The following is a 22,077-nucleotide window of genomic DNA, read 5'->3' as shown; positions in this document are numbered from 1 at the left end:
GCTTCACGCACCGTGCGGGCGTCAGCGCCCCGGCTCAAGGCCCCGTCCCCCGCCGGCCGCGGCCCCGACCCGTACGCGGAGGCCACGTCCGGCCGGCTCCGAGCGCCCCGCGCCGCGAACAGGCGCCGGAGGCGTGGCCCCTCCCGGGTCACGGCGTCGGGGGCCGGTGCTCCTGCCAGCGCAGGTCGTCCTCCAACTGGGCGGCGAGCGCGATCAGCCGTTCCTCGCTCCGGGAGGGCCCCAGGAGCTGGGCGCCGACGGGGAGCCCTGACCGGGTGAAGCCGGCCGGGACGTTCACGCCGGGCCAGCCGAGGACGTTCCACGGCCAGGCGTAGGGGCAGGCGGCCGTCATCGCGAGGTCGGTGCGCCAGGCGCCGAGGCGGTCGAAGGCGCCGATCCGGGGCGGCGGCGCGGCCGTGGTCGGGGTGAGGAGCACGTCGAAGCCGGAGGCGTCGAAGAGGGCGCCGATCCTGCGGTGCTGGCGCACTTCGCGGGCGCGGGCGGCCCGCACCACCCGCCCGCCCAGCCGTGTCCCGGTCCGCAGCGCGCTGCGGGTGCGCGGGTCGAGCAGGGCCGGTTCGGGGTGCCGGGCGGCGGCTTCGGCGATGCCCGCGGTGGCGCGGGGCACGAAGGCGAGGCCGACCAGCCCGTACCGGGGCCGGGCCTCCTCGACGTGGTGGCCGAGGCGGGCGAGGGTCTCGGCGAGCGCGGTGACGGCCCGGCGCACCTCCGGGTCCGGTGCGGCGCCGGTGAGGGTGAGCGGGGGACGCCAGGCGAGCGCGATGCGCAGCCGGCCCGGGTCGCGGCGGGCGGCGTCGGCGGCACGCACGGCCGGCGGCCGGTGGAAGTCCTCGGGGTGGGCTCCGGCCACGGCGTCCAGCAGCAGCGCGGCGTCGGCGACCGTACGGGCGAGGGGGCCGTTCACGGTGAGGCCCTGGAAGGCGTCGCGGTGCGGGTGGACCGAGATGCGCCCGCGCTGCGGTTTGATGCCGACGAGGTGCGTCCAGGCGGCGGGGATGCGCACGGATCCGGCGCCGTCCGAGCCGAGCGCGGCGGGGACGAGGCCGGCGGCGACGGCCGCCGCCGATCCGCCGGAGGAGCCGCCCGGGGTGTGGGCCGTGTTCCACGGATTGCGGGTGGCGCCGAAGGCGGTTCCCTCGGTGAAGGGCCACTGGCCCAGTTCGCAGGAGTTGGTCTTGCCGACGACGACGGCCCCGGCGGCGCGCAGTCGGCGGACCGCCTCGCTGTCGGACGCGGCCGGGGGCAGGTCGCCGTCGCAGCCGAAGTGCGTGGGCAGCCCCGCCACATCGGTGTCGTCCTTGACGGCGACCGGCACGCCGAGGAGCGGCAGCCGCTCCCCCGCCGCCAGCCTCCGGTCGGCCTCCGCCGCCTCGGCCAGGGCCGCTTCGGCCCGCAGGTGGCGGAAGGCGTTGAGGGTGGGCCGGGTGGCCTCGATACGGGCGAGGGCGTCGGCCACGAGTGCGGTGGAGCTGGTGGTGGCGTCGGCGAGCCGGCGGGCGCTCTCCGCGAGTCCGGGGAGCGGCGACGGGACAGGGGCCGCCGGACGGGGGGCGCGACCGGACTCGCGTACGGCCGGGCCGGTCTGCTCGGTGGGCTCCGCTGAGGACATGGGCGTGCCGCCTCCCTCGTGTCGTGGGACCGGCCGGTCGCCCCGGCTGCGCCCACGCGTACTTACTGGAGGGTAACGAGAGGAGGCGGCACGCTCAACCGTTCCGGCCCGTACGGTCGAGCCGGGTGCGCGGTGCTACGGCCCCGGCGTCAGGGGCGGACGTGGATCTCGCCGATGCCGCTGCCGAGACTCGAACAGTGGGCGGTGGACTGACCGGACTGGCCGGGCCTGAGGGTGACGCGGTCGCCGTCGACGTCCGGGGACCAGCCGCAGACGAGATGGACCCAGAAGGTCTGCGTCCGGTTGCCGTTGTTGCGGCAGAGCGCGAAGCCCGTGTAGTCGTCGATGGCGTGCTTGCCGGTGTCACAGGAGAGGCCGGGCGGGACAGCGGCCGGGGCGGCGGTCGCGGTCGCCGCGGTGACCGGGACCGCCAGCGCGGCCGCCGTCGTCGCGGCGGCGAGCCCCAGCAGGGCCGACCGGGCGCGCTTCCCCGTGCTCCGGCCGCTCCTGCTCCTCGTCCCCGTGAACAGCTCCATGGTTCTCCTTCGTGGTGGATTGCGTGCGTATGTTTCCGTGGCGTGCGCGTGCGTGGCGCACGGACGTGATCCCGGGCGGGATCACCGCAGCTTTGCCCACGCTCCGTGGCCGAAAACACCGCCATGCTTCACGCTCCGTGCGCGCGCTGGGCGGTGCCACTCCTCCCGGCGTACGCTCGAAAGTGCCGGTCACCATGGACGCAGGGCCCTGACCGGGGCCTTTTCGAGGAGGCGACGTGAGCGGACACCGATGGGCCGCGCGGGCGGCCGCGGGTGCGGCGGCCGTCGCCCTCACCGTGACGGGTGGCACTCTCGCGCAGGCTGACGACGACATCGACTCGCTCCCGGCCGAGGAGATCGCCGAACGCTCCCGGGACGCCCTGCTGGACGCGGATTCCCTGCATGTGAGCGCGCGCGGCAGCATCGGCGGCGGAGCGGACATGAGCCTGGATCTGACGCTGGACCGCGAGGGCAACTGCGCCGGAGGAGTCGACATGGGCGAGGGCGGCTCGGTGGAGATCATCAAGCGGGGCGACGACGTCTGGCTGAAGCCGGACGCGGCCTTCTGGAAGAACCACGTGCCGGTCGGCGGCTCCACCTTCGACGCGATCCTGGACGGCCGGTACATGAAGGCGTCGGCGGACAACCCCCGGCTGTTGAACGTGACCGAGACCTGCGATCTCGACACCTTCCGCGAGCTGATCGCGGACAACGCCGGCACCGCGGACCGGGGAGGTCTGACCAAGGGCGAGAAGACCGAGGTGAACGGCGAGCCCGCCGTTCCGGTGACGCGGGTCGCGGGCGGCGAGCGCCTGACGGCCTACGTTTCCGCCGAGGGCACGCCGTACCCGGTGCGGATCACGGTGAGCAACGCCGACGGGAAGGGGACCGTGAACCTGTCCGGCTTCGACCGGCCGGTCCCCTCGGCCACCCCCTCGCCGGACGAGACGGTGGACGTCACGGCCCTGCTCGGCCGCAGCGTCTCGCCCGTGTAGCGAGCCGCGGCGGTGATGGCGGTGGGGGCGGCGATCGCACTGGTGCTGGCCGGGTGCTCCCAGGGAGCCGGCAAGGACTCGGACGGGCCGGCGAAGGCCGCGGGACCGTCGCCGTCGAAGACGGGGGACGACCGGCTGTGCCCCTTCCTCACTCTGGACGAGCAGGACGAACTGTCCCTGCGCACGCACTTGCCGGTCGCCAAGGACGACGAGCGGGCCGAACGGAAACGGGAGAGGGACCGTAAGGCCCGAGTCGTCGAGGAGTGCGCGTACATCGGGCCCTTGACGGGTGGCGGCCCGCTCCGGCAGCTGCGTATGCGGCTGCGCGAGGGGGATGTGGCCGAACTCGGCGCCCAGTCCGGCTACCGTCCCCGGCCGAACGCGCGCCTCCCTGCTCGGCCACCGGCTCCGGGAGGGCCACGCCGCGGACCGGGCGCGACGAGCCCCCACGGGGCCGCCCCGGCCCCGGCGACGATCCGGCACTCCTCACATCACCTCCGCGCCGGAGTGGGCGCGAAGGTCAGTCGCGCAGCACCGGGACGACGTGCCGGCCGTACGCGTCGATGGTGGCCTCTCGGGCGTCGTGCATCGCGTAGACGGCGAACTGGTCGACGCCGAGGGCCCGCAGAGCGCGGAGCTTCTCCACGTGGGCCTCGGCCGGGCCCAGCAGGCAGAAGCGTTCGACGATCTCGTCCGGGACGAAGTCGGCCGACGGGTTCCCGGTGCGGCCGTGGTGGCTGTAGTCGTAGCCGGAGCGCCCGGCGACGTACGCGGTGAGCGCCTCGGGGACCAGGCCGGAGTGCTCTCCGTAGCGGGCGACCAGGTCCGCCACGTGGTTGCCGACCATCCCGCCGAACCAGCGGCACTGCTCCCGGGCGTGGTCGAGGTCGTCACCGACGTAGGCGGGTGCGGCGACGCAGATGGTGACGGAGTCCGGGTCCCGTCCGGCGTCGGAGGCCGCGTCCCGAACCGCCTTGATCATCCACTCGGTGAGGAAGGGGTCGGCGAGCTGGAGGATGAAGCCGTCGGCCTTCTGCCCGGCCAGGGCGAGGGCCTTGGGCCCGTACGCCGCCATCCACACCGGCAGCCGCCCGTCCTTCACCCAGGGGATCCGCACCGGCTGCCCGTCGACCGTCGCTTCCCGGCCCTCGGCGAGGTCCCGGATGACGTCGACGGCCTCCCCGAGGCGGGCCAGGGTGTTGGGCCGGCGGCCCGCGACGCGCATCGCCGAGTCGCCGCGCCCGATGCCGCAGACGGTGCGGTTGCCGTACATGTCGTTGAGGGTGGCGAAGGTGGAGGCGGTGACCTCCCAGGTGCGGGTGCCGGGGTTGGTGACCATCGGGCCCACGGTCAGCTTCTCCGTGTGCTCCAGGATGCGGCTGTAGATGACGAACGGCTCCTGCCAGAGCACCGCCGAGTCGAAGGTCCAGCCGTACCGGAAGCCGTTGCGCTCGGCTCGGCGCATCAGGCCGACGACGGCGGAGGCGGGCGGGTCGGTCTGGAGGACGAGTCCGAAGTCCATGGCGGGATCTCCTAGTCCAGGTACTGACAGGTGGCGCGGGGGGTGTACATGCCGTGTCCGGCGCGGCCGGTGAACCTCCGCCCTTCGATGACGAGCTCGCCGCGCGAGAGCACGGTCTCGACCCGGCCGGTGATGCGTTTTCCCTCGTACGCCGAGTAGTCGACGTTCATGTGGTGGGTCTCGGCGGAGAGGGTCTGCTCGGCGGCCGGGTCGTAGATGACGATGTCGGCGTCGGCGCCCGGGGCGATGGTGCCCTTCTTCGGGTAGAGGCCGAACATCCGGGCCGGGGAGGCGCAGGCGATCTCGATCCAGCGGCGGCGGGTGATGTGCCCGTCCACGACGGCCTGGTGCAGCAGGTCCATGCGGTGCTCGACGCCCGGCATGCCGTTGGGGATCTTGGAGAAGTCGCCGCGGCCCAGCTCCTTCTGGCCCGAGAAGCAGAAGGGGCAGTGATCGGTGGAGACGACCTGGAGTTCGTTGTTGCGCAGGCCCCGCCACAGCGCTTCCTGGTGCTCCTGGGGGCGCAGCGGGGTGGAACAGACGTACTTGGCGCCCTCGAAGCCGGGCTCGGCGAGGTTGTCGGTGGACAGGAACAGGTACTGCGGGCAGGTCTCGCCGAAGACGGGGAGGCCCTGGTGGCGGGCGGCGGCGATCTCCGCCACGGCCTCGTCGGCGGAGACGTGGACGACGTAGAGGGGGGACCCGGCGACCCGGGCGAGCTGCACGGCCCGGTGGGTGGCCTCGGCCTCCAGGGCGACCTTGCGGACGTCCCCGTGGTAGCGGGGGTCGGTGCGGCCCTCGGCGAGGGCCTGCTCGACCAGGACGTCGATGGCGATGCCGTTCTCGGCGTGCATCATGATCAGTCCGCCGTTGGAGGCGGCCCGCTGCATGGCCCGCAGGATCTGGCCGTCGTCGCTGTAGAAGACGCCGGGGTAGGCCATGAAGAGTTTGAAGGAGGTGACCCCTTCGGAGACGAGGAGGTCCATCTCCTGGAGCGAGGAAGGGTTCACGTCCGCGAGGATCATGTGGAAGGCGTAGTCGATGGCGCAGTTGCCGTCGGCCTTGGCGTACCAGGCGTCGAGCCCTTCGCGCAGGGAGCGGCCCACGCTCTGGATCGCGAAGTCGACGATGGTGGTGGTGCCGCCCCAGGCGGCGGCCCGGGTGCCGGTCTCGAAGGTGTCGGCGGCGTACGTCCCGCCGAACGGCATCTCCATGTGGGTGTGCCCGTCGACGCCGCCCGGGATGACGTACTTGCCCGTGGCGTCGATTCGCCGCTCGGCGCTCCAGCTCCCGGCGGCGTCGGTTCCGTGGGCGGCGAGGGCGGCGATCCGGCCGCCCTCGACGAGCACGTCGGCGTGGATCTCGTCGGACGCGGTGATGACCAGGCCACCGTGGATGACGGTGCGGCTCATGGGTGTCTCTCCTCACTGCGGGGCGGCCCCGCCGGCCCTCCGGGCGTACGACGGGGCCGCCCGAGCGGTTCGTGTGCGTACGGGCCGCCGGGCGGGGGTCAGCCCGCCGCGTGCAGGGCGTCCGCGAGGATCGCCGCACCCTCCTCGGCCTCGGCGACGGTCAGGGTCAGCGGCGGGGCGATCCTGAGGACGCTGGTGCTGTGGCCGCCGCCCTTGCCGATGAGCAGTCCGCCCGCGCGGGCCGCTTCGAGGACGGCCGCCGCGGCTCCGGGGTCGGCCTCGTCGGTGCCGGGCTTCACCAGCTCGATGCCGATCATCAGGCCCCGGCCGCGCACCTCGCGTACGGCGGGCGAGCCGGCGGCGATGCCCCGCAGCCGTTCGATGAGGAGCCCGCCGACGCGCCGCGCGTTGCCCTGGAGGTCGTGCTCCAGTAGGTACGAGAGGTTGGCGAGCGACGCGGCCATGGTGATCGGTGAACCGCCGAAGGTGGAGATGGAGTTGGCGTCGAGGCAGTTCATCACCTCGGCACGGGCCACCACTCCCCCGACCGACATGCCGTTGCCGATGCCCTTGGCGAAGGTGAGGATGTCCGGCGGCCCGTGCTGGGCATGCGCCTGCCAGCCCCAGAAGTGCTCGCCGGTACGGCCCCAGCCGGCCTGCACCTCGTCCGAGATCCACAGCACCCCGTGCCGGTCCAGGACCTCCCGGAACGCGGCGAACAGGCCGTCGGGCGGGGAGGTGAAGCCGCCGACGCCCTGGATGGGCTCGGCGATCAGGGCCGCGGGCCGGCGGGTGTGCCCGAGGAGGTCCTCCAGGTCGGCGACGCACGCCCGGACGAACCGCTCGTCGCTCAGCTCGGCGTACGGGCCACGGGTGCGGACGCCGCCATGGACGTACAGGGTCTGGAGCGGGGACAGAGTCGTGGGCGACCACGCCTGGTTGCCGGTGACGGAGACCGTGGAGAACGACCGGCCGTGGTAGCTGTTGCGCATCGCCAGGATCTGGTTGGACCCGCGGTACGCGGTGGCGAGCAGCAGCGCGGTGTCGTTCGCCTCGGTGCCCGAGGTGGTGAAGAAGACCCGGGCGTCGGGGATGCCGGAGAGAGTGGCGATCCGCTCGGCCATCTCCACCATGGGGCGGTTGAGGTAGAGGGTGGAGGAGTGGATGATCCGCCCGGCCTGTTCGGCGACCGCCTTGGTCACCTCGGGCAGGGCGTGGGCGGTCATCGTGGTGAGGATGCCGCCGAAGAAGTCCAGGTAGCGGTTGCCGTCCGCGTCCCAGACGTGGCGGCCCTCGCCGTGGGTGAGTTCGAGGGGGTGGCGGTAGTAGAGGGCCAGCCACTCGGGGCTGACGGCGAGGTGGCGCTCGTGGAGTCCGCTCACGGCTCCACCAGCCCGTCGTAGGCGTCGGGCCGTCGGTCCCGGTAGAAGGCCCACTGCCGGCGGACTTCCTCGATCAGGTCAAAATCCAGGTCACGGACGAGGAGTTCCTCTTCCCTGTCGCTGGCCACGTCCCCGACGAACTGGCCGCGCGGGTCGACGAAGTAGCTGGTGCCGTAGAAGTCGTTGTCGCCGTACTCCTCCTGGCCGACCCGGTTGATCGCGGCGACGAAGTACTCGTTGGCCACGGCGGAGGCCGGCTGCTCCAACTGCCAGAGGTGGCTGGAGAGTCCGCGTGAGGTGGCCGAGGGGTTGTACACCAGCTGGGCTCCGCCGAGCCCGAGTTGACGCCAGCCTTCCGGGAAGTGCCGGTCGTAGCAGATGTAGACGCCCACCTTGCCCACGGCGGTGTCGAAGACCGGCCAGCCGGCGTTGCCGGGCTTGAAGTAGTACTTCTCCCAGAAGCCCTTGACCTGCGGGATGTGGTGCTTGCGGTACTTGCCGAGATACGAGCCGTCGGCGTCGATCACGGCCGCGGTGTTGTAGTAGAAGCCGGACTGCTCGATCTCGAAGACCGGGACGACGACGACCATGCCGGTCTCACGGGCCAGGTCCCGCATCCGCTTGACGGTCGGCCCGTCCGGGACCGGCTCGGCCCAGCGGTAGTGCTCGGGTTCCTGGACCTGGCAGAAGTAAGGGGCGTTGAACACCTCCTGGAATCCGATGATCTTCGCGCCCTGCCGGGCGGCCTCGCGCGCGTATTCCTCGTGCTTGGCGATCATGGACTCGGTGTCGCCGGTCCAGGTCGCCTGGACGAGTGCGGCGCGTACGACGTGGGACATGAGCTGCTCCTTCGACGCGGCGTCAGAGAGCCTGCACGCGTTCTCTACGCACGTAGATCGGTGCATGGATGGAGAACGTAAGCCCGTCCGTCCGGCGGGGCAAGACCATCGCCGTGAACCGGTGGAGTCGATCATGTTTCGCACCCGACCGGTCCACAACGGGCACCGCCCCGGTCCGGCCGCCGCGGTGAGCCACGCGAGCACGTCTCCGGCGACCGCCGCTCAGAAGGTGATGGCGATCCCGGTGTGCGGGCGCTTGCCGAGCCGGGCGACCGTCGCGGGCCAGTCGACGAGCCAGAACTTCCAGGTGTACTTGCGCGCCAGCAGCTTGCGCACCGCGCGGGTGCCGTCCTCGTCGAGGAGTTTCGCCGTGCCCTCCGCGCTGGGGGCTCCTTCGCTGATCCTGCCGCGTACGTCGCAGACGGTGACGGCGACCTTGGCGTTGCCGCGGAGCCGCTTGACCTTCCACGAGTCGGAGCGGGTCCAGACGTACAGCACATCGCCCTCGGCGGCGGCCCAGACGGGCGTGGCGACGGGTGTGCCGTTCTTCCGGTACGTGGTCAGGCTGACGTACTCGCTGCGCGCGAAGTCCTGGAGGGTCACGGCGCGACCCTACGCGCCCCGAGGTGCGGCCCGCCGGTCAGGCCCCGGCCCGCACTACGCGATCAGCGGGGCGGCGGCCGGCTCCGGTGCGCAGCGGCCGAGGATCTCGTCCATGGAGAGGCCCAGCGCACCGGCGAGGGCGGCCACGGTGAAGAAGGCGGGCGTGGGCGCGCGGCCGGTCTCGATCTTCCGGAGGGTCTCCGCGGAGATTCCGGCGCTGGCGGCGACGGCGACCATGCTGCGCTCCCCGCGCGCCGCGCGGAGCAGCGCGCCGAGCCGTTCGCCGCGCAGGCGCTCTTCGGGTGTCAGGGGGGTGCGGACCATGCGCCCATCGTACTACGGGACGCCATTTCTATACCGTCATTACTATACCGCTATGGTCGGTGCGCGCATGGGCCCGGTGCACTCGTCGACACTGTGAACGAGCCCCTGTCGGCCGGGACGGTGGGCTTGCCGATCATGCCGTCAGGGTGACGGGCCACGCCCCCCCGGAGGATCCGGTCCGGTGGAATCAGCGACCGACGAACTCCCGGGCCAGTCGGGCTCCCCGGCTCCGCGCCCGTTCGCGGCTCTCGATCGGGGCGACGCGGGAGTTCTTGAACGCGATGTAGGTGACGCCGGACTCGGCTCCTCCGGTCGCCGGGTCGGGGTCGATGCCCAGGGTCTTCGCCATGGCGTAGGACGCCTCACCGATGATGCCCGTGGGGCCGGTGTCGCCGATCACTCCGTAGCGCACCCGGTCCCGGTACACGACCGCCACGACGCTGCCGCCGGTGAGCCCCGACTTCCGGTAGTCCCACACCTTGCTCGGGCCCGGTACGACCACATGGGGGAGCGCGGCCGAGTCCAGGGGTTCGCCGCGCGAGCTCTGGAACGCGGTCTCCGGCAGGAAGTACGGATCGGTCTTCCGGTTGCACGCCTTGGTCCGGCGGCCGTCGCAGTCGATGTCCATGTCCGCCTTCCAGAAGACGGCGTCCTCGGTGTCGCAGACGGGGACCGTCGCCTCGGGGCTGCCGCTGTCCGTGCGGTAGGCGCCCGTCGAGATCCGGGCGCAGGCGCGGATCTCGGCCAGCAGTTCGGCGGCGGTCACGTCCACTTCGGCCGCGTCCACTTCGGCCGCTTCCGGCTCCGCTCCGAGGCCGGCCCCGGAACCGGTGACGGAACCGGAACCGGTGGCGGAGCCGGAACCGGTGGCGGACGCGGGCAGCGCCGCGGCTGAGAGCAGCGCGGCGCCGCAGGCGGCGGATGTCAGGGCGAGCATGCGAGTGCGCATCGTGCGGAAGAACCCTTCCCGTGGACGAGAGACCCGTACGGGCCTTCTGGAGCGACGCCCCACCCCCCGCCCGTCCGGCTCGGCCGGGCGGGCGCACCAAGGCCGCGGGACCGGCACCGCGCGCCGTGTCGCGCGATACCGGCCCCGGGGCCCCCGCTTCGTCCGGCCGGCTCAGTGACCGCCGCCCGGATGCACCACCATGGCCGAGCCGCCGCCCCTCCGCACCTTTTCCGCCGCCGCCAGCCAGCGGCCGTCCGGCAGCCGCTGCACCCCGGTGGCGGCCCCGAGTTCCGAGGTCCGCCTGAAGGCGTGGCCGAGCTTCTCCAGCTCCGCGCGGACCGGGCTGTTCCACAGGTCCGGCTCGATCTCCGTCGTCGGCGCGTTGCGCTGGCTGGCGCGGGGCGCGGCGATCGCGTCAACGAGCGGAAGTCCTCGGTCCAGGTGCCCGGTGAGCGACTGGAGCACAGTCGTGATGATCGTGGCGCCGCCCGGCGAGCCGAGGGCCAGCACCGGCTTGCCGTGCTTCAGCACGATGGTCGGAGAGATCGACGAGCGCGGACGCTTGCCCGGGCCCGGGAGGTTCGGGTCGTGCACGGCCTGATCGGCGGGGGCGAAGGAGAAGTCGGTCAGCTCGTTGTTGAGCAGGAAGCCCCGGCCGGGCACGGTGATCCCGCTGCCTCCGGTGGACTCGATGGTCAGGGTGTAGGCGACGACGTTGCCCCACTTGTCCGCCGTGGTCAGATGCGTGGTGTTCTCACCCTCGAAGGTGGTGGGCACGCCGGTGCCATCGCTGCCGCACCGCTCGGGGTCGCGCGGGTCACCCGGCGGCAGCGGGCTGGTCAGCGCCCTGTCGTCCCGGATCAGGCATGCGCGGGCGTCGGCGAACCGCTGGCTCAGCAGTTCCTTCGTGGGGACGTCCTCGAACGCGGGGTCGCCGACCCAGCGCCCCCGGTCGGCGAACGCGATCCGGCTCGCCTCGATCAGGCGGTGCAGATACCGCACCCGGTCGGCGCGCGAAAGGTCGGTGGACTCCAGGATGTTGAGGGCCTCGCCGACGCTGGTGCCACCGGACGAGGAGGGGGCCATGCCGTAGACGTCCAGGCCCCGGTAGCGGACCTTGGTCGGATCCTGCCGCAAAGTCCGGTAGGCGGCGAGGTCCTCCCGGGTCAGATCGCCGGGCCGCACGACACGGGTGGCGTCCGGGTCGACGGGCGGCCTGCGCACCGTACGGACGATGTCGTCGGCCAAGTCCCCCCGGTACAGGGCGTCGACGCCCTCGCGGCCGAGCTTCCCGTACGTACGGGCCAGGTCCGGGTTCTTGAACACGGAGCCGACCGCGGGGAGTTCACCGCCCGGCAGGAACAACTCCGCGGAGGCCGGGAAGTCGGCGAACCGGGCCTGGTTGGAGGCCGTCTGCGAGCGGAAGGTGTCGTCCACCACGAAGCCGTCCCGGGCCAGGCGCTCGGCCGGTTTCAACAGCGTACGCAGGGACTTGCTGCCCCACGCGTCCAGCGCCCGTTCCCAGGTCGCCGGGGTGCCGGGCGTGCCGACGCCGAGGCCGCTGGTCATCCCCTCCGCGAAGGGGATCGGCTTGCCGTTCTCCAGGAAGAGGGAGGCGTCGGCGCTGCGCGGCGCGGTCTCGCGCCCGTCGATCGTCCGCACGGCGCGCTTCTTCGCGTCGTAGTGGACGAAGTAGCCACCGCCGCCGATTCCCGCGGAGTACGGCTCGGTCACGCCGAGGGCGGCAGCCGTGGCCACCGCCGCGTCCACCGCGTTGCCGCCCTTGCGCAGTACCTCGATGCCGACGGCCGACGCGTCCGGGTCGACGCTCGCCACCGCTCCCCCGTGGCCCACCGCCACCGGGGACTTGGGCGGCACGGGGCGCGGGGCGGCGGACGGCTCCGAGGCCACGGGAGCGGCGGCCCCGACCGAGGCGACCACGGCGAGGACGGCCAACAGCGACGTGTTCCGACCGACGGAACGGCGCATACGTACCTCCAGTCAACGGATCTCCGCCGCAGGGTAGCCCCGGGGGGCCCGGATCGTCAGGACCGCCTCGAACGGTTACCCGAATGACCGATACCATGCGCGCCCATGACGGACGACGTGCGCAACATCGTGCTGGGCGTGATAGCCGCCGGGATCAGTGCCTCGCTGGGCTGGCTCGCCCGGACCTATCTCTGGCGGCGCGGACTCCGCCGCAAACAAGCCTTCTTCGGGTTGCCGGCGAACTCGGAATGCCTGCTCGTCGTCAACCGCTACGCCGGCGCCGAGGGGTCCGTGCACCGCTACGACGCCTTCGCCCTGCTCGAACTCTCCGCGCTCATCAAGGACTGCGCGGCGCACGCGCAGATCGTCACGCACGACACGGCCCAGCAGGGCTTCGGGGAGCACACGGAGTTCTGCGTCGGCGGCCCGACGTCCAACCAGCGGATGGCCGCGCATCTGCGGACCCTGCTGCCCGGCGTGCGGATCAACGTCGAGCAGGACCCGGGCCCGGACCGGGTCGCGTTCCAGATCGGGTCCGAGCGCTACCGGCTGGAGCCCGGGACCTCGGAGTACGTCCTGCTCGCGCGTTTGACGGGCGGTCAGGAGTCACGTCCCGTCTTTCTGTTCTGCGGCCAGCGGGCCATCACCAACCAGGCGGCCACCCGTTATGTGGTCCGCAACCACGAGAAGCTGCGCCGCAAGCACGGCGACAAGTCGTTCTGTCTGCTCCTGAAAGTCGTCAACTCACAGGCGTACGGCCCCGATGTGGTCGAGCTCGTCGGTGATGTGACGCGCGAGGCCCGCGCCCCCGCGCCCAGCACGCCGACCCCGCACCGGGCGGCCGGGGCCGGTTGAGCCGGCCCGCCGTCAGCGGCGCGGCCGGTCCCGGCCGGCGGCCGCCACCGCGGTGATCTCGCCGATCCCGAGCGGCCGGGCCGGCAGCACCACGGTGAGCAGCGGTGTGAGGGTCCCGGCGCCGGCGCCCGCCGCGAGCGCGCCGCCGATGAGCAGGATGTACAGGGTGTCGGGCACGGTGTTGGCGGCCGCGTGGCCGTCGCGGTCAGGCCCGTGCCGAGCGCGGCGACGACGACGGCCGAGCGCACGAAGCCGGTGGCGCGCGAGACGACGGAGCCGGTCGCCATCACGGCCCCGCCGCGCAGCACCGAAACGGGCCGGGCCGGTGGCGCCGTCGAGGGTCGCGCTCACTGGTCGGCCTCCCGCTTTTCCGAGGTGTCGGCCGACGGTGGAGCGTACTCCGGGCCCGGGGAGTGAGGTTTCTCCCGGGAGCGGGTGGAACCCGGCCCGAGGGAAATGCCTCTTCCCTGCTGAGCACCCTTGCCCTGGAGGTTTTTCCGTTGCGTTCCACCCGCCCGCGCATCCGTCGTTCTGCCCCGGCCGGCCGGAGGACCCGGCTCGCCCTGACCGGGCCCGTGGCGCTGCTCGCCGCGCTGACCGCGTGTTCGGGCGGCTCTCCGGGCGCCACCGTCGCGTCGGACGGGGACGGCGAGGCGCCCGGCACCAGCGTCTCGGTGAACCTCACGGGCAAGGCGGCGGCCCCGGGCCGGCCGGTGGAGGTGACGCTGGCGCACGGGAAGCTGAAGTCGGTGACGGTGACGGCCGGCGAGGGCGGCGCGCTGGCCGGGAGGATATCCGCCGACGGCCGGACCTGGATATCCGACCGGGTCGCCGCGCCCGGCACCGCGTACACGGTCGAGGCGACGGACGCGGACGGCGGCAGCGACCGGGCGGCGTTCGCCACCGCCGAGGCCGAGAAGGTCAACAAGCTTCTCCTCGCGCCGGGGAAGAACACGACCGTGGGCATCGCGCAGCCGCTGTCCGTCGTCTTCGACCATCCCGTGAAGAACAAGGCGGCCGTCGAGAAGGCCCTGGAGGTCTCCACGTCCAACGACACCGAGGGCTCCTGGGGCTGGCTCCAGGACTACTCGGGCAAGGACCGCGTCGACTGGCGGCCCAAGGAGTACTGGAAGCCCGGTACGAAGGTCACCCTGGACGCGCGGTTGAACGGGGTCGACACGGGGGCGGACGGCGGCTGGTTCGTCCGCGACTACACGACGACGTTCACGATCGGCGCGGCCCAGGTGGTCAAGGTCGACCTCGACCGGTCCCGGCTGGCCCTGCACCGCGGCGGGGAGCGGGTTCTGGACATCCCCGTGTCGGCGGGCACCCCGGGCGGCGAGAAAGCCTCCTGGCGGGGCACGGCGGTCCTGATGTCGAAGGAGGGCACGATCAACATGCGCTCCGAGACGGTGGGCCTCGGCGACGCCTACGACAAGATGGTCGACTACTCGATGCGGCTGACCTGGTCCGGGATGTACGTGCACGCGGCCCCGTGGAACGCGGGCTATTTCGGCCGGGCCAACCGGAGCTCGGGCTGCGTCGGGATGAGCGACGCGGACGCCGCGGCACTGTACGGACAGGTGCGGGTGGGCGACCCGTTCGAGATGTCCGGCACGCAGGCCAAGGGCACGGTCGCCGAGGGCAACGGGTACGGCGCGTGGAACCTCTCGTGGACGGACTGGAAGGCCAGGAGCGCCCTGAAGTGACCCGGTAGCGCCCGTTCCGGTCTCGGAACACTCCTGACACCCCGTCCAGCAATCGTTACCCTCACGCAACGCGCCGGGGAGTTACCAACGGTAAACAACCGGGGTTACCGTCGGGTCACTTTGCACTGACACGCGTGAGGAGTGACCCCGTGGCACGTCCCGAACCGGCACTGCGCACCACCGTTTCGATCACCACCGCCGTCGTCCTGCTCGTCGGGGGCGCGCTCGGCGCGGCCCCCGCCGCGACCGCCGCCGCTCCGGCCGCGGCCACCGCGCAGGGCTTGACGTTCCATGACATACCGGGCTCCGGAGGCATCACGCTCAAGGGCAACGTCTTCGCCCCCGCCGGGGCGGCGGCCGGGACGAAGCATCCACTGATCGTCTTCCCGACGAGCTGGGCCATGCCGCAGATCGAGTATCTGGCGCAAGCCCAGAAGCTCGCCGACTCCGGCTATGTCGTGGTGAGTTACACCTCGCGCGGCTTCTGGCTCTCCGGCGGGGAGATAGAGGTCGCGGGGCCGCCGGACATCGCCGACGCCTCGGCCGTCATCGACTGGGCGCTGGAGCACACCTCCGCCGACCCGGACCGCATCGGCATGGGCGGGGTCTCCTACGGTGCGGGCATCAGCCTGCTCGCGGCCGGGCACGACCCGCGCGTCAAGGCGGTGGCCGCGCTCAGCGGCTGGGCCGACCTGATCGACTCGATCTACAGCGGACGCACCCAGCATCTCCAGGCCGCGGCTCTCCTCGGCGGCGCGGGCCTGGTCACCGGCAGGCCCGGCGACGAGTTGACACGGACGCTGAAGGACTTCCTCGGCTCCCGCCTGGACAAGGAGCCGGAGATGATCGCCTGGGGGAAGAAGCGCTCCCCCGCGACGTATCTGGACCGGATCAACGCCAACGGCGCGGCGATCATGATGGGCAACGCCTGGGGCGACACCGTCTTCCCGCCCAACCAGTACGCCTCGTTCTACGACAAGCTCACCGGCCCCAAGCGGCTGGAGTTCCGCCCGGGCGACCACGCCACCGCCGAGGCCACCGGCCTGCTCGGGCTGCCCAACGACACCTGGACGAGCGCCCGGCGCTGGTTCGACCGCTATCTCCGGGGCGAGCGCAACGGCATCGACACCGAGCCGCCAGTCCAGCTCAAGTCCCGCAACGACGCCGGGTACGAGGGCTACCCGGACTGGAAGTCCGTGGGCGCCGTGAAGACCCGCATCCCGCTGGACGGCACCAAGAAGGTGTGGGCGAATGCCGACTCCGGTGCGAACGGCGGCATCTCGATCCTGTCCAACGCGCTGGACCAGTTCCTGAAGCTGCCGCCGATGGTCTCGGTCCCCCTGCTGCCGCGCTCCTTCGCGGGCGTGTGGCAGTCGGAGCGGTACGCCACCGAGCAGCGGATCCGGGGCACCTCCGCGCTGCACACCACGGTCACCGCCACGAAGCCGAGCGGCACCCTCGTCGCGTATCTCTACGACGTGGGGCCGCTCGGCGTCGGCAGACTGGTCAGCAACGCTCCTTACACCTTCCACGGGCAGACGCCGGGCCGGCCGTTCCCCGTCGACCTGGAGCTGTACTCCACGGCCTACGACGTCCCGGCCGGTCACCGGCTCGCCCTGGTGATCGACACCGTCGATCCGCTGTACATCGAGCACAACCCGACCGGCGCGCAGCTGACCTTCTCCTCGCCCGGCACGGACCCGAGTTCTCTCTCGGTCCCGCTGCGCGAGAAGTGATCACCGACTGCTGCCGGGCGGGCACTGCCCGGCTGCCGCCCTCACGGCAACAGCGTCCCCGGTTCGGCCGGGGCCACCCCCACCGCCTCCGTCCTCGGATTGCGCCGCTGACGTCGGGCCACCCAGGTGGCGAACCACGAGAGCAGCATGCACATCCCGATGTAGATCGGAGAGATCACCATCACGACGGGGATGAAGGGAAGATCGTAGTCGAGATTCGACGCGATCAGCTTTCCGGCGTGGAGGAATTCCTCGTAGGTGATCAGAAAGCCCAGTGAGGTGTCCTTGAGCGCGACCACCAGTTGGCTGATGATGGTCGGCAGCATCGCGCGTACGGCCTGGGGGGCCAGGATGAACGTGGTGACCTGCGTCTTGCGCATGCCGAGCGCGTACGCGGCCTCGCGCTGGCCCCGGTCCACGGAGTTGATGCCGGTGCGGAACACCTCCGCGAGGACGGAGCCGTTGTAGAGCGTCAGTCCGGCGACCAGGGCGGGCAGCGGCTGGACCTTCAGCGCCACGAAGATGAAGAAGACCATCACCAGCACCGGCATGGCCCGGAAGAACTCGACCAGAAGGGTGGAGATCCAGCGCAGCACCCGGTGTTCGGAGAGCCGGCCGACCGCGAGGACGGCTCCGAGGGCGAGGGAGAGGAGCGCGGCGTACGCGAAAGCCTTGAGGGTGTTGCCGAGCCCGCGCAGCAGCAGTTCCTGAATGCCCTCGTACGCGAAGGGCGTCCACTTCTCGGCGGTGAACTGGTCGGTGTCGAACAGCAGATGGACGATCCATCCGAGCAGCGCCAGGATCACCGCCGTGGCGACGATCCCGTACATCCGGTGCCGCTTGCGGGCCACCTGTCCGGGGATGTCGTAGAGCGCCGTGGCCGTGGGCCGCGCGGGCCCGCGATCGAGGGTCTCGGTCACCGTGCCACTCCCCAGCGCTTCTCCATCACGTTGAACACCGCGCTGATGGTCAGGGTGATGATCAGGTACCCGACGGCGATCCAGATGAAGGACCAGATGATGCTGTAGCCCAGCTCGTTGAGGGTCTTGTAGGTGCCGAGGAGCTCCGTGACGCTGAACGCCCCGGCGATCGCGGAGTTCTTCGCGAGCGCGATCAGGGTCGAGCCGACCGGTGGGATCACCGACCGGAACGCCTGCGGCAGCACCACGGTGCTCAGGGTCTGGCCGAAGTTCATGCCGAGGCTGCGGGCGGCCTCGCCCTGCCCCTTGGGCACGGTGTTGATGCCGGAGCGCAGCACCTCGCAGATGAAGGCCGAGGTGTAGCAGCCGAGCGCCAGCACCGCGAAGACCTGGAAGGGCAGCACGAGCCCGAAGCGGGGCAGACCGAGCAGGACGGCGAAGAACAGCAGGGTCAGCGGGGTGTTGCGGAGCACGGTGACCCACACCGCGCCCAGCACCCGGAAGGAGCCGACGGGCGCGACCCGGAGGGACGCCATCAGGAAGCCGAGGACGAGCGCGAGGGCGGAGGCGTAGACGGTCAGCTCGACGGTGCCGAGGAAGCCCTCGCCGTAGAGGGAGAAGTTCTCTGTCAGTACGTCCATGGGTGGGGCCGTCCCCTCAGTTGGCCGGGTAGCGGTCGATGGGAGGCGGCGTCGGCGCGGGCGTTCCGGAGAGCCCCAGCGTCGCTTCGTACGCCTTCTTCCAGTTGCCGTTCTTCTCGTTGGCCTCCAGCGCGTCGTTGAGCGCGTCGCGCAGCGCGTTGTCGTCGCGCGGCACGCCGATGCCGTACGGCTCCCGCGAGAAGGGCTTGCCGGCGACCTTCATCTCTTCGGGCGCCTTGGCCGCGAAGCCCAGCAGAATCGCGTCGTCGGTGGTGACGGCGTCGACCTGGAAGGTGAGGAGGTTGTCGACGCAGATCGAGTACGTGTCGTACGCGACGAGGGTCGCCTTGGGGTAGTCGGCGGCGATGCGCTGGTAGGGCGTGGAGCCGGCCGCCGAGCAGACGGTCCTGCCCGCCAGGTCCCGGGGCCCGTGGATGTCGTCCTCGTCGCTGCGCACCAGCAGGCCCTGGCCCGCCATGTAGTACGGGCCGGCGAAGCCGACGAGCTTCTTGCGCATGTCGTTGATGGTGTAGGTGCCGACGTAGTAGTCGATCTGGCCGTTCTGCAGAGCCGTCTCGCGGTTGGCTGACGCGATCGTGCGGAAGCGGACCGTCTTGGGGTCGAAGCCGAGCGAGGCCGCCATCATCCGGGCGATCTCGATGTCGAACCCGGAGTAGACCCCGCTCGCCGGGTCCTTCTCCCCCAGGTACGGCTGGTCCTCCTTGGCGCCGACCACCAGATGGCCGCGCCTCTTCGCCTTGGCCCAGGTGCGGGAGTCGGGCAGGTCGGCGCCGGTGTCGACCTGGTAGACGGGCAGGGCCTCGGCCTTGGGCCCCTTGACCGGGGGGCTGCCCTCCTTGCCGCAGCCCGCGGCGAGTGCGGCGAGCAGGAGACCGGCCACGAGGGCGGCGGACCTGCTCGTACTCGTGTTCCTCGTACGCAACATGGAAGCCCCCCTCAGTGCTTGAGGATCTTGGACAGGAAGTCCTTGGCGCGGTCGCTCGACGGGGAGGTGAAGAAGTCCTCCGGGGTGCGGTCCTCGACGACGCAGCCGTCGGACATGAACACGACGCGGTTGGCGGCGGAGCGGGCGAAGCCCATCTCATGGGTGACCACGACCATGGTCATGCCCTCCCGGGCGAGCTGCTGCATGACTTCGAGCACCTCGTTGATCATCTCCGGGTCGAGCGCCGAGGTGGGCTCGTCGAAGAGGAGCGCCTTGGGGTCCATGGCCAGGGCGCGGGCGATGGCCACGCGCTGCTGCTGGCCGCCGGAGAGCTGGGCGGGGAACTTGTCGGCGTGGGCCACGAGGCCGACCCGCTCCAGCAGTTCACGGGAACGCTTGTCGGCCTCGTCCTTCCTGCGCTTGCGGACCTTGAGCTGCGCCAGCGAGACGTTCTCCAGCACGGTCTTGTGGGCGAAGAGGTTGAACGACTGGAAGACCATGCCGACCTCGGCACGGAGCTGGGCCAGGCCCTTGCCCTCCGCGGGGAGGGGCCTGCCGTCGATCGTGATGCTTCCGGACTCGATGGTCTCCAGCCGGTTGATCGCCCGGCACAGGGTGGATTTCCCCGAGCCGGAGGGGCCGATGACCACCACCACCTCCCCGCGGCCTACCGTGAGATTGATGTCCTGAAGTACGTGCAACTCCCCGAAGTGTTTGTTGACGTCCCTCAGTTCGATCAACGGATCGACGGCCATGCGCTGCCCTACCCACTTGTCGCTGTGTCGAGGTCAGCGCAAACTATCCATCGCGAAAAGGGACTTCGCACCCGACACGCGTAAATGGCGCAAAAGGCTGTTTATCTAGATTAGGTGGGGAGAGCGGGAGCCCGGTCTCCTCCCGGTTCAGTTCTCCGCGGACTCCGCGTACACCTGGGAGAGCTCCGGGCTGCCCGCCATCGCCCAGTCGAGACCGGCCGCGACGACGTCGATCTCCCGGCCGGACTCCAGCCGCACCACGGGCTGACCGCTCGGCCAGACGTCCCAGGCGGCGCCCGGGACGGTGCGCACGATCACCGTGCCGAGGTAGAGACCGGCGTCGTTGCCGAGCCAGGGCAGCTCCTCCGGGTCGTCGCGCCAGCTCGGCGGCAACTGGTCGAGCGCGGTCAACGAGGCGGGCGTGTCGTCGAGTTCGAGTCCGTGCTGCCCCACCCGGACGCGCAGCAGTTCGCATTCGGCGAGCAGTTCGGCCACACCGTCGGGGTCCGTCTCGACGGCGGCGGCGAGCACGCCTCCCTGCGTATCACCCTGACGCTTACGCCAGTTGTCCAAGAAAGGGATGTTCATACCACTAGGGTCCCATCCCGGTCAGGTTCAGCACCACAGGCGCGCGGCGTTCACCGTTTCCGCACCCCGCTCCGGTCCGGGGCCCGAGCGGATATCTAAAGTACGCACATGAGTGCACAGGAGTACGTCTCGGAACTGTTCTCGCTGGAGGGCCGGGTGGCGGTGGTCACCGGCGGCAGCTCCGGCATCGGCCGGGCGATCACCCGCGCCCTGGCCCGGGCCGGTGCCGGCGTCGTCGTGGTGGCCCGCCGGGAGGCCGAGCTCAGGACGACCGTGGACGAGCTGACCGCCGAGGGCCGCCGGGCCGCCTGGGTGAGCGCGGACCTGAGCACCGCCGAAAGCGTGCGCGTGGGTGCGGACGAGGCCGCGCAGGCGTTCGGGGAGCCGGACATCCTGGTGAACTGCGCCGGGATCAACCTCCGCCCCCCGATGACCGAACTCGGCGAGGACGTCTGGGACTCCACGATGGCGGTGAACCTGAAGGCGCCGTTCCTGCTGGGGCAGCGCTTCGGGCCGGGCATGGCCGAGCGCGGCTACGGGCGGATCATCCACGTCACCTCGCAGCAGGCGCACCGGGCCTTCGTGAACAGCGGTGCGTACGGGGTGTCCAAGGGCGGTCTGGAGTCCCTGGCCCGGTCCCAGGCCGAGGCGTGGTCGCCGCACGGCGTCACCGTCAACACCCTGGTGCCCGGGTTCGTGCTGACGCCGCTCAACGAGCGCCTCGCCTCGGACCCGGAGAAGGTGGCGTCGCTCGCCGCGCGGACCCTGGTCGGCCGCAACGGCCTCGTCGACGACTTCGCGGGGGCCGCGGTGTTCCTGGCGGGGCGCTCATCGGCGTACGTCACGGGGCAGTCGGTGTTCGTGGACGGCGGGTTCTCGGTGCACTGAAGCCCCGGGCCCGGGAGACGCCCGGGCCCGGGAGAGTCCTGCCGCCGGGGAGAGCCCTGGGCCCGCACGCCGCCCGGGCGGGGAGGGGTCAGGGCTGCTGCCGCCCCAGGGCGTCGGCCGCTTCCGCCACCGCCGCCTCGACGGCGTCCGAGGCGGCGCCCTTCTCCACACCGAGGCCGGTCAGCACGCCGGAGCCGTCCTCGAACTCCAGCAGGGCCAGCAGGACGTGTTCGGTGCCGACGTAGTTGTGCCCGAGCCGGAGCGCCTCGCGGAAGGTCAGCTCCAGGACCTTCCGGGAATCCGCGTCGTACGGGATCAGCTCGGGCACCTCCGCGGCGGCGGCGGGCAGCGCGGCGGCGCAGGCGGCGCGTACGGCCTCCGGCGTCACCCCGAGTCCGGCGAGGACGCGGGCGGCGATGCCCTCGGGCTCCGCGAGCAGGCCGAGCGTCAGGTGGGCCGGGAGGATCTCGGCGTGCCGGGCGGCCTGGGCCTCGTTGTGGGAGGCCATGACGACGTTGCGGGCGCGCTGGGTGAAACGGCCGAAGCCCTGGCTCGGGTCCAGGTCTGAGGCGCCTTCGCTCTTCTTGGGCACGAAGCGCTTCTGGGCCGCCTGGCGGGTGACTCCCATGCTCCGGCCGATGTCCGTCCAGGAAGCGCCGGAGCGGCGCGCCTGGTCCACGAAGTGGCCGATCAGGTGGTCGGCCAGATCGCCCAGGTGGTCGGCGGCGAGGACGGCGCCGGAGAGCTGCTCCAGTGCGTCGGTGTTGGACTTCTTGATGGCCTCGATCAGGTCGTCGAGGCGCACGGAGGGTGTGGCGGGAAGAGGCTGCGTCATGCGTCAACTGTAAGTTGACACCT

Annotated in this window: 21 protein-coding genes and 1 pseudogene; 5 read left to right on the top strand and 17 right to left on the bottom strand. The window is 71.7% G+C overall.

The genetic code is table 11. The annotated features are described in order from the left end of the window. Positions 1-148: 148 nt before the first annotated feature. A complete protein-coding gene (locus tag ACIQMU_RS19395; protein ID WP_402689282.1) occupies positions 149-1,630 on the bottom strand; it encodes an amidase in 1,482 nt (493 codons plus the stop codon). Positions 1,631-1,779: 149 nt separating this feature from the next. Continuing rightward, positions 1,780-2,166, bottom strand: coding sequence for a hypothetical protein (locus ACIQMU_RS19390; protein WP_352240780.1), 387 nt, complete (start codon positions 2,164-2,166; stop codon positions 1,780-1,782). Positions 2,167-2,402: 236 nt separating this feature from the next. On the opposite strand from ACIQMU_RS19390, the gene ACIQMU_RS19385 reads away from it, so the two are divergent. Then, the gene (locus tag ACIQMU_RS19385) at positions 2,403-3,161 is read left to right on the top strand and encodes a hypothetical protein (protein ID WP_402689281.1); all 759 of its coding nucleotides are present in this window, start codon (positions 2,403-2,405) and stop codon (positions 3,159-3,161) included. A 520-nt stretch (positions 3,162-3,681) separates the two neighbouring features. Here the strand turns inward: ACIQMU_RS19385 and ACIQMU_RS19380 are convergent. The 8 genes from ACIQMU_RS19380 to ggt form a co-directional block, all read right to left on the bottom strand. Then, on the bottom strand, positions 3,682-4,683 hold the full coding sequence (locus tag ACIQMU_RS19380) for a TIGR03842 family LLM class F420-dependent oxidoreductase (RefSeq protein WP_352240778.1): 1,002 nt from the start codon (positions 4,681-4,683) through the stop codon (positions 3,682-3,684). 11 nt (positions 4,684-4,694) lie between these two features. Next, positions 4,695-6,095 (bottom strand): dihydropyrimidinase, encoded by a 1,401-nt coding sequence (gene hydA, locus ACIQMU_RS19375; protein WP_352240777.1) that lies wholly within the window; start codon positions 6,093-6,095, stop codon positions 4,695-4,697. A 98-nt stretch (positions 6,096-6,193) separates the two neighbouring features. Further along, the gene (locus ACIQMU_RS19370) at positions 6,194-7,477 is read right to left on the bottom strand and encodes an aspartate aminotransferase family protein (RefSeq protein WP_402689280.1); all 1,284 of its coding nucleotides are present in this window, start codon (positions 7,475-7,477) and stop codon (positions 6,194-6,196) included. Continuing rightward, positions 7,474-8,316, bottom strand: coding sequence for a nitrilase-related carbon-nitrogen hydrolase (locus ACIQMU_RS19365; protein WP_402689279.1), 843 nt, complete (start codon positions 8,314-8,316; stop codon positions 7,474-7,476). The genes ACIQMU_RS19370 and ACIQMU_RS19365 overlap by 4 nt, the downstream gene beginning before the upstream one ends. Before the next feature lie 222 nt (positions 8,317-8,538). Further along, positions 8,539-8,919, bottom strand: a complete 381-nt coding sequence (locus ACIQMU_RS19360) for a PPOX class F420-dependent oxidoreductase (protein ID WP_402689278.1) — start codon at positions 8,917-8,919, stop codon at positions 8,539-8,541. A gap of 54 nt (positions 8,920-8,973) precedes the next feature. Further along, on the bottom strand, positions 8,974-9,243 hold the full coding sequence (locus tag ACIQMU_RS19355; RefSeq protein WP_356724947.1) for a helix-turn-helix transcriptional regulator: 270 nt from the start codon (positions 9,241-9,243) through the stop codon (positions 8,974-8,976). 187 nt (positions 9,244-9,430) lie between these two features. Further along, positions 9,431-10,192, bottom strand: coding sequence for a glycoside hydrolase family 75 protein (locus ACIQMU_RS19350; RefSeq protein WP_402689277.1), 762 nt, complete (start codon positions 10,190-10,192; stop codon positions 9,431-9,433). Between the two features lie 171 nt (positions 10,193-10,363). Then, the gene (gene ggt / locus ACIQMU_RS19345; protein WP_402689276.1) at positions 10,364-12,181 is read right to left on the bottom strand and encodes a gamma-glutamyltransferase; all 1,818 of its coding nucleotides are present in this window, start codon (positions 12,179-12,181) and stop codon (positions 10,364-10,366) included. 105 nt (positions 12,182-12,286) lie between these two features. Between ggt and ACIQMU_RS19340 the strand changes: the two genes are divergently transcribed. Continuing rightward, positions 12,287-13,036: a hypothetical protein gene (locus ACIQMU_RS19340; protein ID WP_352240770.1), complete on the top strand. Its 750-nt coding sequence runs from the start codon at positions 12,287-12,289 to the stop codon at positions 13,034-13,036. Between the two features lie 129 nt (positions 13,037-13,165). Here ACIQMU_RS19340 and ACIQMU_RS19335 read toward each other — a convergent pair. Continuing rightward, positions 13,166-13,344 (bottom strand): annotated as a pseudogene (locus ACIQMU_RS19335) (murein biosynthesis integral membrane protein MurJ); the annotation flags it as partial. Positions 13,345-13,536: 192 nt separating this feature from the next. On the opposite strand from ACIQMU_RS19335, the gene ACIQMU_RS19330 reads away from it, so the two are divergent. Together ACIQMU_RS19330 and ACIQMU_RS19325 are read left to right on the top strand one after the other, a co-directional pair. Further along, positions 13,537-14,745, top strand: a complete 1,209-nt coding sequence (locus tag ACIQMU_RS19330; protein ID WP_352240768.1) for an Ig-like domain-containing protein — start codon at positions 13,537-13,539, stop codon at positions 14,743-14,745. A 149-nt stretch (positions 14,746-14,894) separates the two neighbouring features. Further along, a complete protein-coding gene (locus ACIQMU_RS19325; RefSeq protein ID WP_352240767.1) occupies positions 14,895-16,481 on the top strand; it encodes a CocE/NonD family hydrolase in 1,587 nt (528 codons plus the stop codon). A gap of 41 nt (positions 16,482-16,522) precedes the next feature. Here the strand turns inward: ACIQMU_RS19325 and ACIQMU_RS19320 are convergent, their stop codons facing one another. From ACIQMU_RS19320 to ACIQMU_RS19300, 5 genes are all read right to left on the bottom strand, one after another. Beyond that, on the bottom strand, positions 16,523-17,401 hold the full coding sequence (locus ACIQMU_RS19320; RefSeq protein ID WP_402689275.1) for an amino acid ABC transporter permease: 879 nt from the start codon (positions 17,399-17,401) through the stop codon (positions 16,523-16,525). Next, positions 17,398-18,042, bottom strand: coding sequence for an amino acid ABC transporter permease (locus tag ACIQMU_RS19315; protein ID WP_352240765.1), 645 nt, complete (start codon positions 18,040-18,042; stop codon positions 17,398-17,400). The genes ACIQMU_RS19320 and ACIQMU_RS19315 overlap by 4 nt, the downstream gene beginning before the upstream one ends. A gap of 16 nt (positions 18,043-18,058) precedes the next feature. Further along, positions 18,059-18,988, bottom strand: coding sequence for a glutamate ABC transporter substrate-binding protein (locus ACIQMU_RS19310; protein ID WP_352240764.1), 930 nt, complete (start codon positions 18,986-18,988; stop codon positions 18,059-18,061). 11 nt (positions 18,989-18,999) lie between these two features. After that, positions 19,000-19,743: an amino acid ABC transporter ATP-binding protein gene (locus ACIQMU_RS19305; RefSeq protein ID WP_352240763.1), complete on the bottom strand. Its 744-nt coding sequence runs from the start codon at positions 19,741-19,743 to the stop codon at positions 19,000-19,002. A gap of 147 nt (positions 19,744-19,890) precedes the next feature. Continuing rightward, entirely contained in the window at positions 19,891-20,331 is a 441-nt protein-coding gene (locus tag ACIQMU_RS19300; RefSeq protein ID WP_352240762.1) for a DUF6278 family protein, read from the bottom strand. A gap of 108 nt (positions 20,332-20,439) precedes the next feature. Between ACIQMU_RS19300 and ACIQMU_RS19295 the strand changes: the two genes are divergently transcribed. After that, positions 20,440-21,219: an SDR family NAD(P)-dependent oxidoreductase gene (locus ACIQMU_RS19295; protein WP_402689274.1), complete on the top strand. Its 780-nt coding sequence runs from the start codon at positions 20,440-20,442 to the stop codon at positions 21,217-21,219. Positions 21,220-21,307: 88 nt separating this feature from the next. On the opposite strand, the gene ACIQMU_RS19290 is transcribed toward ACIQMU_RS19295, so the two are convergent. Beyond that, positions 21,308-22,054 (bottom strand): Clp protease N-terminal domain-containing protein, encoded by a 747-nt coding sequence (locus tag ACIQMU_RS19290; protein WP_352240760.1) that lies wholly within the window; start codon positions 22,052-22,054, stop codon positions 21,308-21,310. Positions 22,055-22,077: the final 23 nt, after the last annotated feature.

It is taken from the genome of Streptomyces sp. NPDC091649, assembly GCF_044756785.1.
Taxonomy (GTDB): Bacteria; Actinomycetota; Actinomycetes; order Streptomycetales; family Streptomycetaceae; genus Streptomyces.
This window is presented reverse-complemented; position numbering and strand designations above follow the sequence as displayed.

Coding starts and splice junctions, on each gene's coding strand:
- ACIQMU_RS19350 (WP_402689277.1), bottom strand. CDS start 10,192: ATGCGCACTCGCATGCTCGCCCTGACATCCGCCGCCTGCGGCGCCGCG.
- ACIQMU_RS19315 (WP_352240765.1), bottom strand. CDS start 18,042: ATGGACGTACTGACAGAGAACTTCTCCCTCTACGGCGAGGGCTTCCTC.
- ACIQMU_RS19310 (WP_352240764.1), bottom strand. CDS start 18,988: ATGTTGCGTACGAGGAACACGAGTACGAGCAGGTCCGCCGCCCTCGTG.
- ACIQMU_RS19390 (WP_352240780.1), bottom strand. CDS start 2,166: ATGGAGCTGTTCACGGGGACGAGGAGCAGGAGCGGCCGGAGCACGGGG.
- ACIQMU_RS19395 (WP_402689282.1), bottom strand. CDS start 1,630: ATGTCCTCAGCGGAGCCCACCGAGCAGACCGGCCCGGCCGTACGCGAG.
- ACIQMU_RS19380 (WP_352240778.1), bottom strand. CDS start 4,683: ATGGACTTCGGACTCGTCCTCCAGACCGACCCGCCCGCCTCCGCCGTC.
- ggt (WP_402689276.1), bottom strand. CDS start 12,181: ATGCGCCGTTCCGTCGGTCGGAACACGTCGCTGTTGGCCGTCCTCGCC.
- ACIQMU_RS19305 (WP_352240763.1), bottom strand. CDS start 19,743: ATGGCCGTCGATCCGTTGATCGAACTGAGGGACGTCAACAAACACTTC.
- ACIQMU_RS19290 (WP_352240760.1), bottom strand. CDS start 22,054: ATGACGCAGCCTCTTCCCGCCACACCCTCCGTGCGCCTCGACGACCTG.
- ACIQMU_RS19365 (WP_402689279.1), bottom strand. CDS start 8,316: ATGTCCCACGTCGTACGCGCCGCACTCGTCCAGGCGACCTGGACCGGC.
- ACIQMU_RS19355 (WP_356724947.1), bottom strand. CDS start 9,243: ATGGTCCGCACCCCCCTGACACCCGAAGAGCGCCTGCGCGGCGAACGG.
- ACIQMU_RS19295 (WP_402689274.1), top strand. CDS start 20,440: ATGAGTGCACAGGAGTACGTCTCGGAACTGTTCTCGCTGGAGGGCCGG.
- ACIQMU_RS19340 (WP_352240770.1), top strand. CDS start 12,287: ATGACGGACGACGTGCGCAACATCGTGCTGGGCGTGATAGCCGCCGGG.
- hydA (WP_352240777.1), bottom strand. CDS start 6,095: ATGAGCCGCACCGTCATCCACGGTGGCCTGGTCATCACCGCGTCCGAC.
- ACIQMU_RS19300 (WP_352240762.1), bottom strand. CDS start 20,331: ATGAACATCCCTTTCTTGGACAACTGGCGTAAGCGTCAGGGTGATACG.